Origin of the sequence: Gluconacetobacter entanii (assembly GCF_013155425.1) — a bacterium.
Taxonomy (GTDB): Bacteria; Pseudomonadota; Alphaproteobacteria; order Acetobacterales; family Acetobacteraceae; genus Novacetimonas; species Novacetimonas entanii.
Genome location: NZ_JABJWD010000023.1, coordinates 1 through 12,661 on the forward strand (window position 1 = coordinate 1; position 12,661 = coordinate 12,661).

11 protein-coding genes are annotated in these 12,661 nt (G+C 65.3%); 7 read left to right on the forward strand and 4 right to left on the reverse strand.

Annotated elements, in window-relative coordinates:
• Nucleotides 1-1,121 (forward strand): Hint domain-containing protein (locus tag HNH97_RS05185; RefSeq protein WP_171790127.1); only part of this gene is annotated, 1,121 nt, incomplete at its 5' end.
• Here HNH97_RS05185 and HNH97_RS05190 read toward each other — a convergent pair.
• A complete protein-coding gene (locus HNH97_RS05190; RefSeq protein ID WP_171790128.1) occupies nt 1,085-1,993 on the reverse strand; it encodes a DUF2272 domain-containing protein in 909 nt (302 codons plus the stop codon). The genes HNH97_RS05185 and HNH97_RS05190 overlap by 37 nt on opposite strands.
• 315 nt (nt 1,994-2,308) lie before the next feature.
• Between HNH97_RS05190 and HNH97_RS05195 the strand changes: the two genes are divergently transcribed.
• The gene (locus HNH97_RS05195) at nt 2,309-3,325 is read left to right on the forward strand and encodes an aldo/keto reductase (protein WP_110914260.1); all 1,017 of its coding nucleotides are present in this window, start codon (nt 2,309-2,311) and stop codon (nt 3,323-3,325) included.
• Nucleotides 3,326-3,433: 108 nt separating this feature from the next.
• Here HNH97_RS05195 and HNH97_RS05200 read toward each other — a convergent pair whose 3' ends face one another.
• Together HNH97_RS05200 and HNH97_RS05205 are read right to left on the reverse strand one after the other, a co-directional pair.
• Nucleotides 3,434-3,838: a hypothetical protein gene (locus tag HNH97_RS05200; RefSeq protein ID WP_146220727.1), complete on the reverse strand. Its 405-nt coding sequence runs from the start codon at nt 3,836-3,838 to the stop codon at nt 3,434-3,436.
• A gap of 52 nt (nt 3,839-3,890) precedes the next feature.
• A complete protein-coding gene (locus tag HNH97_RS05205; RefSeq protein ID WP_171790129.1) occupies nt 3,891-5,609 on the reverse strand; it encodes a Na+/H+ antiporter in 1,719 nt (572 codons plus the stop codon).
• 305 nt (nt 5,610-5,914) lie between these two features.
• Here HNH97_RS05205 and HNH97_RS05210 point away from each other — a divergent pair, with 305 nt between their 5' ends.
• Complete coding sequence (locus HNH97_RS05210; protein ID WP_110914246.1) at nt 5,915-6,838, forward strand: DnaJ C-terminal domain-containing protein; 924 nt, start codon at nt 5,915-5,917, stop codon at nt 6,836-6,838.
• Complete coding sequence (locus HNH97_RS05215) at nt 6,835-7,164, forward strand: chaperone modulator CbpM (protein ID WP_110914245.1); 330 nt, start codon at nt 6,835-6,837, stop codon at nt 7,162-7,164. Before HNH97_RS05210 ends, HNH97_RS05215 begins: the two co-directional genes overlap by 4 nt.
• 101 nt (nt 7,165-7,265) lie before the next feature.
• Here HNH97_RS05215 and HNH97_RS05220 read toward each other — a convergent pair whose 3' ends face one another.
• Entirely contained in the window at nt 7,266-7,691 is a 426-nt protein-coding gene (locus HNH97_RS05220; RefSeq protein ID WP_110914244.1) for a hypothetical protein, read from the reverse strand.
• A gap of 370 nt (nt 7,692-8,061) precedes the next feature.
• On the opposite strand from HNH97_RS05220, the gene budA reads away from it, so the two are divergent.
• The 3 genes from budA to dld all read left to right on the forward strand — a co-directional run bounded on the left by budA (nt 8,062) and on the right by dld (nt 12,517).
• Nucleotides 8,062-8,850, forward strand: coding sequence for an acetolactate decarboxylase (gene budA / locus HNH97_RS05225; RefSeq protein WP_110914243.1), 789 nt, complete (start codon nt 8,062-8,064; stop codon nt 8,848-8,850).
• Nucleotides 8,851-8,943: 93 nt separating this feature from the next.
• Complete coding sequence (alsS, locus tag HNH97_RS05230; RefSeq protein WP_171790130.1) at nt 8,944-10,635, forward strand: acetolactate synthase AlsS; 1,692 nt, start codon at nt 8,944-8,946, stop codon at nt 10,633-10,635.
• 160 nt (nt 10,636-10,795) lie between these two features.
• Nucleotides 10,796-12,517, forward strand: a complete 1,722-nt coding sequence (gene dld / locus HNH97_RS05235; RefSeq protein WP_171790131.1) for a D-lactate dehydrogenase — start codon at nt 10,796-10,798, stop codon at nt 12,515-12,517.
• The last annotated feature ends 144 nt before the right edge of the window (nt 12,518-12,661 follow it).

Consider the following 12,661-nt stretch of genomic DNA (forward strand, 5'->3'; position numbering starts at 1 on the left):
CGCCCGTCCCGCCCGTGCCGCCCGTCATGCGGCGGGACACCATGACGCGCATGGACGAACTGGCGACCGGTTTCATTCCCGGCACGATGCTGCGCACGCCCTCGGGGGATGTCGCGGTGGAAAACCTGGGGCCGGGCGACTGTGTGCTGGCGGCCTCGGGCGAGATGCGGCGCATCTGCTGGATCGGCCTGATCGCGGCGCATCCGCCCACCGTCGGGCGCAGGGATGCCTACCTTGTCCATGTCGCCGCCCATGCCTGTGCGCAGGGACGGCCCGCGCGTGACCTGCAGGTCCTGCCGGACATGGCCATGGGGCAGTCCGTGCATGACGAGGTGCTGGTCCCCGCGCGGGAACTGACCAATGGCGCGACGATCGCCACCGTCCCCGGCGGTGTGATGGAATGCTGGGGGATCGTGCTGGACCGCGCGGCCGTCGTGCTGGCCAATGGCCTGCCGGTGGGCGTGGGCATGGCGCAGGCGCGCCCGGGCGGCCTGCCGCGGATCCTGACGCGTGGCCCGCTGGTCGCGGCGCGGCGCGCGGGACTGGCGGGGCGGGCGCAGGACATGGGCTGGCGTGTCAGCACCTGCATGGACGTGCATGCGATGGTCGATGGCCGCCGGTTGCGCGGTGATGTGAAGGACGGCGTGGCGTGTTTCATCTTTCCCGCCACCGCGCGGCATGTGCGCGTGGTGTCACGCACCTTTGTCCCGGCGGACTGGGCCGCCTGCGACGACCGGCGCGCGCTGGGCCTTGCCGTGCGGCGGATCAGCCTGGGCGACGGGATGCGCATGGCGGAGGTCGATCCCGCCGACCCGCGCATCGCCCCGGCCTTCCATGCGCCGCTCCACCCTGATGGCACGGATGGGGCGGAGGGGACGGCGTGGCGATGGACACGGGAAACGCTGTCGCTGCCATGCGCGCTGTGGCGGACAGGGACACAGGCGCGCGGGCGTGAAGTCATGCTGCGTCTCGAATTCGATGCTGCCGCCAGCCAGTGCTGGGTGCTGCCGGCGGTGCCGGTGCGTACCTTCCACCCCGATCCCGCCACGTTGCGACGGCCCGCGCACAGGCGTCGCAGCGCGGATTATGGCGCGTTCGACGGCGCGCCGTCCGCGTCATAGAGGACCTGCAGCACGACGCACCACGGATAACGCGGATCGACGCTGCCGCCGCGATGGCTGGACAGGCGCCCATGCCGGTCCACCGGCACATGGGTCATGGAGACGGCATCATCCACGTTGCCGCCGATGATGCTGATCTGGTGGCCAAAGGGCGGGGCGTTGTCATCCATCGCCACCACGAGTCCACAATGCGCGGGGAAGGGGTTGGCCGTGGGCAGGTTGGCGAAACGCACCGTCTTGCTGGCCCCGCGCCCGACACAGATCAGGTCGCCAAGGCGCGGGGCATAGCTGTCGGGATTGCGCGCCCGCACGCCTTTTTCCGTATGGGCGGCGGCAGCGTTGATATAGGTGGCGTGGTTGGGGGAGTAGGCAAAGCGGTCATTCGCCCCGGCCACGCGCATCACATAGGAAATGAACGCCGCCGACCAGGCATAGGTGCCGTCATGGACGAAATCCGTGACCTGCCCGTTTTCGTCATGCTTGCCGGTCCATGCGCTTTCCTTCTCGCCGGGGTCCTGGCCGATCCACCAGTATTCGCCCACGCGCTGCCACATCCCGGCGGTGCGTTCAGGCTTGACCGCGGCGATGGTGGGTTCGGGGCGCTGTTCGGGATCGTCATCGCTGACGGGTTGGCCGAACATCCGCCATTCACGCAGGGCGATGGCGATGGTGTTCTGCCGTGTGAAGGGTTCAAAATTTCGTGTGGCGAAATCGGGCACATGTGTATCGACCGCCAGCGGCCCCGCCCCGTTGGGGTATTGCGCGACCGGTGTGCGCGCGGGATGCTGGTGGGGGGTATGGGCACAGGCCCCAAGGGCCATGAGGGGCAGCAGAAAGGCAATCTTGCGCGGCACGCGGGGTTTCTCCTCCATCGGGTACGGCGCGGCGGCGTCGCCCGTTCTCCTTCCTGCATACGGCGCGGTGCCCGATGCGAAAAGGGGGCAGGCCACCCGCCGGATGTCAAAAGTCCCCGCCTTGCGATCATGTCCAAAAGGCCCAACTCTGTAACACATGGACTGTCTGGCGACATCCGGCCCCCCTTGCCCGGGGCGGGAGGTGCGGCCAGAACGTCCGCAAGGGATCAGCGCGGGGCGCGCCCGGCCACCCGCCGCCATGGGACGCCGCATCATCGCGGCCGTGCCCGTGCCGGGTGGCTGCGTCCCGCCCATTGCACGAAGGAGCACTGCATGACAGGCGAAGCAAACGGTGTCGCGACAACGGCGGATACCCTCGCCATTCCCGGCCTGAAGCGGCCGGTGGCGCGCATTGCGCTGGGCACATGGGCGATTGGCGGATGGATGTGGGGCGGTCCCGATGACCGTCAGGCCATCGCCACGATTCACGAGGCGCTGGAGGTCGGGATCGACCTGATCGACACGGCCCCCGTCTATGGCTTCGGCCATTCGGAGGAAGTGGTGGGCGAGGCCCTGTCCGGTGGGCGCCGCGACAAGGTGGCGATCGCGACCAAGGTCGGCCTTGACTGGCATGCCGACCACAAGCCGTTCCGCAATACCTCCGCCGCGCGCATCAACAAGGAAATCGAGGATTCGCTGCGTCGCCTGCGCACGGACCATATCGATCTGTACCAGGTCCACTGGCCCGATACCGCCGTGCCCATGGAGGAGACGGCGCGTGCGCTGGAAAAACTGGTGACGCAGGGCAAGGTGCTTGCACTCGGCGTCAGCAATTTCAGCATCCCGCAGATTGAGGAATTCCGGAAATTCGCCCCCCTGTCGGCCATCCAGCCGCCCTATAACCTGTTCGAGCGTGAGATCGAGCGCGATATCCTGCCCTATGCCATCAGGAACCGGCTTGCGGTGCTGGCCTATGGCCCGCTGTGCCGGGGACTGCTGTCGGGCCGCATGACGCCGGAGACGAAGTTCGGCAGCGACGACCTGCGTGGCAGCGACCCGAAATTCCAGCCTCCCCGCTTTGCGCAGTATCTGGCGGCGGTGGATGCGCTGCGTGATTTCGCGCGTGAACGCTATGGCAAGTCGCTGCTGGCGCTGGCGATCCGCTGGGTGCTGGACCAGGGGCCGACCATCGCGCTGTGGGGCGCGCGCAAGCCGGAGCAGATCGCGGGTGTGCGTGACGCGCTGGGCTGGAGCCTGACGGAACAGGACCGCAAGGATATCGACGCGATCCTGGTGCGTACGGTGCGTGACCCGGTGGGGCCGGAATTCATGGCGCCTCCGGGGCGGTAAGGCCCGGAGACGGTTTTGCGGAAGGTTTTTCGGACGTCGCCCTGTTCCGTGCCGGGCGGCGTCCCCTGAGCCTTTTTTGGGAAAGGCTTTTGCAAAAACTTTCCCTCGTTACCTGATGCTGTCGTCGCCGCCCATGTCGCCGCCCGCCGAGAGCGCCAGCGAACGCCATGCCCCGTGCGAGACCATGCATTGCGCATAAAAACGCCGGTGGTCGGTGCGGTTCATCGACATCTGCTTGGCCGTGGTGGTGGCGTACATCCCCATGGCCGACGTCGTTTCGCACACCTGCGCGGTCTTGATATATTCGGGGCTTTTCTTGTCCTGCACGGGTTCGTAGCCCGTGACATTGCCATAGGGCGAAGGCGCGTGGGGACGGTGCGGGATATGGAAGCTGTGGTCGCGCGCCTGCGCCGTGACCGAGAGCGGTGCCGCGGCCGCAAGCATCACCGCCATGGCGGCGGCCAGCATGCGCGCGGGCGGGAATAACGGGGGCTGGTGCCGGGCGTTCGTCATCCTGTGGTCTCCTTCTGGGTCTCGGCGCATCCGGCCGGCCGCCGACACGGGGTCAGTGCGCGGCGGCTTCCGCATGCTCACCCGCCTGCCGCGGCAGGGAGTGTGCCTCGATCTGGAGTTCCTGCTCGATGAAATCAAGCTCCTGGTTGATGGTGGCCTCCGTCTCGTCATTGATGCGGCGCTGCATCACGCGCAGGTGCAGGCGTTCGCGCATGTGGCGGATGACATGGAAGCGCAGGGCCAGTTCCGCGCGTTTTTCGCGGATGGCCGTCGCACGGATGCCGCTCTGCGATGCCGCGGAATTGTCCAGCCGCTTCAGCGTGTCCTGATATTCATGCAGCAGGCGTGAAATCGCCTCCTGCTTCAGGTCCACCGCTTCCTCGTCCGTGTCGTGGTCGATTTCGTGATGCGCCAGCGCCGCCTGTTCGGCATGCAGCGTCTGCACCGCCGTCTGCGCCAGTTCGATGCGCATGGCATCGAGTTCGCGTAAGGAGGGATCGTCCTCGTCCATCTGCATGCCCGCCATCAGCGCCGGCATCGTCGCACTGGCGAGCACGAGCGAGCAGATGATGACCCCCGCCGCCAGCGTCACCAGCAGGTCGCGCCCCGGAAAGCCGGGCGAGGTCGCGGTCGCGATCGGCAGCGACAGGATCGCCGCCAGCGTGATCGCCCCGCGCGTGCCCGCCACCGTCATGATCAGCACCGTGCGCGCCGACGGGATGACCGTCTGGCGGTGGCGCACATGCGCAAACAGGCGCCGCGCGGAAATGGAGATCCAGATCCAGATGAAGCGCATCGTGCTCATGGACAACTGGATCGCGATGATGGCCAGGATCAGGAACCACGGCGACACGCCCCCCTGGCGTGCGATGCGCGCGCCCTCGGTCACGAGGTCGGGCAGTTGCAGTCCCAGCAACAGGAAGATCACCGCGTTGAAGGTGAAGTTGACCATGTCCCATACGGTCGTGGCCTTCAGGCGGGTTTCGGTCCGCGCCTCGTTCATCACGCCGGTGAACTTCACCGTCATGCCCCCCGCCACGGCGGCAAGGATGCCCGAACAGTCCGCCGCGTCCGCAATCAGGTAGATCGCGAACGGCAGCATCATCGCCAGCGTGATGTGCGTCGGCGGGTCGTCATAGCCACGCACCAGCAGCACATGTTCCGCCCGGCACGCCGCCCACGCGATCAGCACCCCCATGATGATGCCGCCCGCCGACATGAACATGAAACTGCCCAGCGCCTGCTGGAAGGAGAAGATGCCCGTCATCGCCGCCGCCACCGCGAACTTGAAGCACACCAGTCCCGATGCGTCGTTGAGCAGCGCCTCCCCATGCAGGATATGCACCACGCGGGCAGGGGCGCGCCCGCCCTCGATCATGCTGCCGACCGATACCGCATCGGTGGGCGACATCACGGCCGCCAGCGCAAAGGCGGCGGGCAGGGTGATGGGCGGGATCATCCAGTGGATGAAATACCCGCACCCCAGCGTCGTGAACACCACAAGCCCGAGGGCCAGCATGATGATGACATTGCGCAGTTCCCCGAATTCACGCATCGGCATGCGATAGGCATCCGCATACAGCAGCGGCGGGATGAACAGCAGCAGGAACATGTCCGGGTCGAACCCGATCTTCAGCCCCGCAAGTGACGCGATGGCCCCGATCGCGATCTGGATCAGTGGAAGCGGAACGGGAATGCGGCCGATGCGTGAAATCAGGCTGCTGATTCCACTGACGGTCAGTAATGCCAGCGTGAGGAAGACAACATGCATGTCAGGGGGATATCTTCTGTATTGGTATTTTTATTGATACAATAAAATAATACCGTCGCGAAGTAAAACAACAAAAGATTTATTTTCCCGGCGGCCTGAGATGTTATTTTCATCTACCTGATATGCACCCGACAGTATTCTGCACCACGGGCATGCGCTTTTGCCCGCGCCCTTCATTGACCGGGGCGCATGGGCTTCCCATTATCATGGTATGAATGACCGTCAGGCAGGCAGGACGGGGTCGGCCTGCCGCGCGGCCCACACCGCAACATGTTCGGCCCGACCCGGAGGAATGACACCCAACCGTGAGTAAAGATCCATACGAGGTACTTGGCGTGGCACGCACCGCCAGCCAGGACGAAATCCGCAAGGCCTACCGCAAGCTGGCCAAGAAGCACCATCCCGACCTCAACCCCGGCGACAAGGCGGCGGAAGAGAGTTTCAAGGCGGTGGGGGCGGCGCATGCGCTGCTGTCCGACGAGGAGCAGCGCGCGCGCTTCGACCGTGGCGAAATCGATGCCGAGGGGCAGGAGCGCGGCTTCCCCGGCGGTGGTGGCTATCGCAGCCACGCCGAAGGGGGGCAGGGCCATTTCTATGGCGGTGGCCAGTTCTCCGAGGATGACCTCGGCGACATCTTCGGCGGCATGTTCGGGCAGCGCGGCGGCTTCCGCCGCCGTCCGCAGGGGCCGATGAAGGGGGAGGACCGCCAGTACGCCCTGACCGTCAGCTTCCTTGATTCCGTCAATGGCGGCACATCGCGCGTGACCCTGCCCGGTGGGGCGACGCTTGACGTGAAGATCCCGCCGGGAATCGAGGACGGGCAGGTCCTGCGCCTGCGCGGCAAGGGCGACGAAGGTTTCCAGGGTGGCCCGGCGGGCGATGCGCTGATTACCATTTCGGTGGCGCCCGACCCGGTTTACACACGTGATGGCAATGACGTGCGCTCCACCCTGCCGATCGACGTGAAGACCGCCGTCCTTGGTGGCAGCATCACGGTCCCGACGCCCGCAGGCCCGGTCAAGATGAACGTGCCACCGCATTCCGACACCGGCAGCGTGCTGCGCCTGCGTGGTCGCGGCGTGAAGGCGCATGGCGGGCAGGAGGCCGGCAACCTGTACGTGAAGCTGCAGGTCACGATCGGCAAGACCGACAAGGCGTTCGAGGACTTCCTGAAGTCATGGACCCCCGGAGGGGAGAAGGACGGCAAGAAGGGGGACGGCGCGTCATGATTACCTTTGAAACCCTGTGCGTCAGGGTGGGTGGCGTTCCCGCGGACGAGATCCAGCACTGGATCGACAGCGAATGGCTGCGCCCCGAGGGCACGCCGGGCCATTACCTGTTCCGTGAAATCGACGAGGCCCGCGCCATCCTGATCCGTGAACTGCGCCACGACCTTGGTGTGAACGAGGAAGGGGTGCCCATCGTGCTGTCGCTGCTCGATCAGCTTTATGCGTCGCGCCGGCAGATGCTGCGCCTGCGTGAGGCGCTGAGCGTCCCGCGCGAAAACGAACTGCGCAGCAAGCTTCGTGGCCTGCTGGGCATGATGCCCGACTGACGCGGATACGACCGCATGAAAAACCCCGGCCATGCACCGCACGGCCGGGGTTTTTCATATCGGGACGTTCTGGTGACGCCCCTTGCCTGAAAAAACGTGGGTCAGTCCGCCCTGCTGAGCGGCAGGTTCATGACCTGTCCCGGCTTCTTGCCCTTCATCTTGAGGTCCGCGCTGTTCTGCGAGGTCAGGGTGAAGGTGATGTCCGGGTCGTCATTGACGGAATGCAGCGTCGTGCCATCGACCTGCCGCAGCACGAAGGTGCGCCCGACAAGGCCCGTCAGCTTTTCTAGCGGCGCGGGCAGCTTCATGTTCAGCGGTGTGGTGCCGCCTGACGCCTTGCCCGCCGTGATCGTCACCGGCTCAAGACCCAGCGAGGACCAGGGGCCGAGGAAGTCGGTCGTGGGATGGGCGGCCTGTTCTGCCTGCGGCGCGGCGGCGGGGGCCGGGGCGGCAAGGGCCTGCGCGCCCGTTCCCAGCAGCCCGGAAAGCATGAGGGCGGAGGCGGCGATACGGAGTGGCTTCGTCATCGGGTATCCAGTTTTCAACATGGTTATGCCCCCAACAATGGCGGGCGCGCGGCCATCGGGCAAGGCGGCATGTCGGCCCCGCCATGGCGCGCATGGGGTGCCCGGTGCGAATATTTGCGCCCCCTGTATTCGCGGGCGTGCGGGCATTGCGAATATTTCTATTTTACATGGTTTTTTCATGTCCGCTGCGTCGATCATGCCCGGCGGGGGCAGGAGGGGGCGGGCGATGTGCCATATGTTTGATATATGGAAAATGGCATAAATATATATTGGACGATTGGGTCGGGCTGCATCACCATCTGCGCACACAAGGATTTATCCGGCGCCCGACCCGCAGGCGGCCGCCGTGATCTGATGCGGGAGACATGGTTTGAAATTCAGATGCCAATCGGTCGGTGAGATCGATTCCCGGTCTGGCGCGCTTGGTGGCGGCGCCGATCTTGGCCCCCGTCGCAACCGGCTGTACCAGACGTCCACCATGGCGGCGCTGCTTGACGCGGTCTATGACGGGGAAACCACGCTCGACGAACTTCTGGTGCATGGCAATTTCGGCCTCGGCACGTTCAACGCGCTCGATGGCGAGATGATCGTCAATGACAGCGTCGTCCACCAGTTCCGCGCCGACGGGCAGGCCGGGCGCGTGCCCGGTTCGCTCAAGACGCCGTTCGCCTGCGTGACCTTCTTCCAGCCGGAAAAGGAATACGTGATCGACACGCCGTGCGACAAGGACGGGTTCGAGGAGATCGTCAACCGCCTGGTGGACAATCCCAACCTGTTCGCCGCCGTGCGCTTTACCGGCCTGTTCGAAAAGGTGGAGACGCGCACCGTCTTCTGCCAGTGCCATCCCTACCCGCCGATGCTCGAGGTCGTCAGCCGCCAGCCGACGATGCAGCTTGGCGCGTCTTCGGGCACGATGCTCGGCTTCCGCACGCCGCCCTATATGCAGGGCGTCAATGTCGCGGGCTATCACCTGCACTTCCTGACCGAGGACGGCAAGCGTGGCGGCCATGTGACCGATTACCGCGTGAAGCAGGGGCGGCTTGAGGTCGGGATCATCTCCGACGTGGAAATCCAGCTTCCGCGTACCGAACAGTTCGCCAAGGCAAACCTGACGCCGGAAAACATCCACGAGGCCATTCGCGTGGCAGAAGGCGGTTAAGGCGGGGTATCGCCCCGCCCTTTACTGTATTATCCGCAAATTGCGCCCTGCCACATACAGGTCGGGCGCACCCGTTACAGGAATAACGGTCATATGACAGACAAGGCAGGATCGGCCGCCACGCAGTGCGGGGCCGAAATGATTGTGCGCAACCTGGTCGAACATGGCGTGACGCATGTTTTCGGCATCCCCGGGGCAAAGGTTGACCGCCTGTTTGACGCGCTGGTCGACTCCCCGATCGAGACGGTTGTCACCCGCCATGAACAGAACGCCGCGTTCATCGCCGGCGGCATCGGGCGCATCACGGGCAAGGCGGGCGTCGCCATCGCGACCTCCGGGCCGGGGGCGTCGAATTTCGTGACCGGCCTTGCCACCGCCAATTCCGAAGGCGACCCGGTGCTGGCGATCGGCGGCGCGGTGAAGCTTGCGGACCGGCTGAAGCTGACGCACCAGAGCATGGACACCGTCGCCCTGTTCCAGCCGATCACGAAATACAGCGCGGAAATCACGTCCCCCAACGCGGTGTCCGAAGTCGTCGCCAACGCCTTCCGCTTTGCCGAGCAGGGACGCCCCGGCGCCGCCTTCATCAGCACGCCGATGGACATCCTGTCGATGCCGGCCTCCGGCCCGGTGCTGGCGGGCCGCCCGCTGCCGGATGCGGGCGCCGCCGCGGACGATGCCGTGGCCGAAGCCGCCGCCCTGGTTGAAAAGGCGCAGCGCCCGGTCATCCTGCTCGGCCTGCTTGCCAGCCGTCCCGACGTGGCGAAGGCCGTGCGTGGCCTGATCGCGCGCACCGGTGTCCCGGTCATCGGCACCTACCAGGCGGCGGGTGCGGTGTCGCACGACCTTGCCGACCGTTTCGGTGGCCGCGTCGGCCTGTTCCGCAACCAGCCGGGCGACCAGTTGCTGCATGAGGCCGATGTCGTCATCTCCATCGGCTACAACCCGATCGAATATGACCCGTGGCTGTGGAACGTCGATGACGCGCGCCGTATCGTCCATGTGGACGTGGTGGCCGCCGAACTCGACACCCATTACGTGCCGGCGGTTGAACTGATCGGTAATGTCGCAGCCAGCGTCGCGGCGCTGACGGCGAAGGTGGGTAAGCTGGCGCGTGCGACCTCGCTCGAGGAAATCCTTGGCGACTACCATGCCAAGCGCCGTGGCGACCTGCTGGAGGCGCGCAGCACCAGCAACACGGCGGTCCATCCGCTGCAGATCGTGCGCGAACTGGAAAAGGTCGTGACGCCTGACGTGACGATGTGCCTCGACATGGGGACGTTCCACATCTGGCTGGCGCGCTACCTGCTGTCGTTCCGTGCGCGCCAGATGCTGATCAGCAACGGCCAGCAGACGATGGGCGTCGGCCTGCCGTGGGCGATCGCCGCAAGCCTGATCAACCCGGCGCAGAAGGTCATTTCCGTGTCCGGCGACGGCGGGTTCATGATGTCGTGCATGGAACTGGAAACGGCGGTGCGGCTGAAATGCAACATCGTCCACCTTGTCTGGGTTGACCAGCAGTACAACATGGTGGAGATGCAGGAGCGCAAGAAATACGGCCGCGGGTCGGGTGTCGATTTCGGGCCGATCGACTTTGCGATGTTCGCACGTTCGTGCGGCGCGCAGGGGATTGCGATCCGCAGCGCCGATGAAATCGCGGGCGCGCTGCGCACGGCGATGGAGGCCGAAGGGCCGGTCGTCATCTCCATCCCGGTTGATTATTCGCACAACCACCTGCTGATGGAACCGCTGGCGCGGCTGGGCGAGACGTCCGCCGCCGCCTGATGCCGGGCTCCATGGACATGGAGCCCCGGCGTTTTATACCTGTCTGGACATGCGCCGGGCGTGGCACACTGTATCGTGTGCCTGTGTCCGCGCACGGTTCCCTGCATGTCGCAGGCCCCGTGCGCGTGGCGCATGTACTGGATGGGAGATTTCAAGAAGAATGCTGACAATGGCGCATGATACATCCGCAAGCCAGTTGATCGACACGTTCCGCACGATCGTGGGTAACGGGCATGTCCTGACCGATCCGGGGGCGACGCTGCCCTTCCGCCGGGGGTTCCGCTTCGGGCAGGGGCGTGCCCTTGCCGTCGTGCGTCCCGGCTCCCTTGTGGAGCAGTGGCGCGTGCTGCAGGCCTGTGTAAAGGCCGATGTGATCGTCATCATGCAGGCCGCCAATACCGGCCTGACGGGGGGATCGACCCCGGATGGTGACAAATATGACCGCGATGTCGTCATCATCAACAGCATGCGCATGCGCACCATCCACCTGATCGGTGGGGGAAAGCAGGTCGTCTGCCTGCCGGGCGCGACGCTGGACCAGCTTGAGGGCATGCTCCAGCCGCTGGGGCGGGAGCCGCATTCGGTCATCGGTTCGTCGTGCATCGGTGCCTCCGTCTTTGGCGGTGTCAGCAACAATTCCGGCGGCGCGCTGGTGCGCCGTGGCCCGGCCTATACCGACATGGCGCTGTATGCGCAGGTCGATGCGGCGGGCGAACTGCACCTGGTCAATCACCTCGGCATCGACCTCGGCACCGATGCGGAGGAGATCCTGAGCAGGGCCGAACGGGGCGAATTCCCCGACGCCAGCATCAACTGGAACGCCGGGCGCGGCCATGATGACGATTACGCCCGCCATGTGCGCGACATCGACGCCGACACGCCCGCGCGCTACAACGCCGACCTGCGCCGCCTGCACGAAGGGTCGGGCTGTGCCGGGCATCTGGGCCTGTTCGCCGTGCGCCTTGACACGTTCGAGGCGGAAAAGAACCCCGTCGTCTTCTATATCGGCACGAACCAGACCGACGTGCTCGAGGATCTGCGCCGCCATGTGCTCGGCTCGTTCGCGGAACTGCCGATCGCGGGGGAATACCTGCATCGCGATGCGTTCAACATCGCGGAGAAGTATGGCAAGGACACCTTCGTCATCATCCGCATGCTGGGCACGCGCCGCCTGCCCGCGCTGTTTGCGTTGAAGGCGAAGTTCGATCGCCTGTTCGACCGCATGGGCTTCATGCCGTCGCACTTTACCGACCGGTTCATGCAGTTCCTGAGCCACTTCTTCCCCAACCACCTGCCGCGTCGCATGCGCGATTACCGCGACCGCTTCGCCCATCACCTGATGCTCAAGGTCAGTGCGTCGGGCGCGCAGGAGGCCCGCGACTTCCTGACCAGCCATTTCGCGAAGAACGAGGGCGAATTCTTTGAATGCACCCCGGACGAGGGGGCAAAGGCGTTCCTGCACCGCTTCGCCGCCGCGGGGGCGGCCGTGCGGTACCGTGCGGTCCATCCCCGCACGACGGAGGACATCGTCGCCCTTGACGTCGCCCTGCGCCGCAATGACCGCGAATGGTTCGAGGTGCTGCCCGACGACATCAACCGCGAGATCATCGTGAAGCTGTATTACGGGCATTTCCTGTGCCACGTGATGCATCAGGACTATGTGGTGCGCAAAGGCAACGACTGCATGGACCTTGAACATCGCATGCTGCCGCTGCTGGACCGTCGCGGCGCGCGTTACCCGGCGGAGCATAATTTCGGGCACCTGTATGCAGCACCCGATGACGTGCGCGCGCATTACCAGCAGCTTGACCCGTGCAACTGTTTCAATCCCGGCATCGGGCAGGCGACCAAGCGCAAGAACTGGGTCGCCGAAAGCGTCTAGCGCCCCCGCCGGGCCAAAGGTTCGTTCACAGCGGTTTATCGGGGGAGTGTTTCGGGGATCGGCCTGACAGGGAAAGTAAAAGAAGTTTTTGGGTGCCGCCTTTTTTCAAAAAGGCGGCGTCTTTCGAAGCTTTTTCGATCAGAA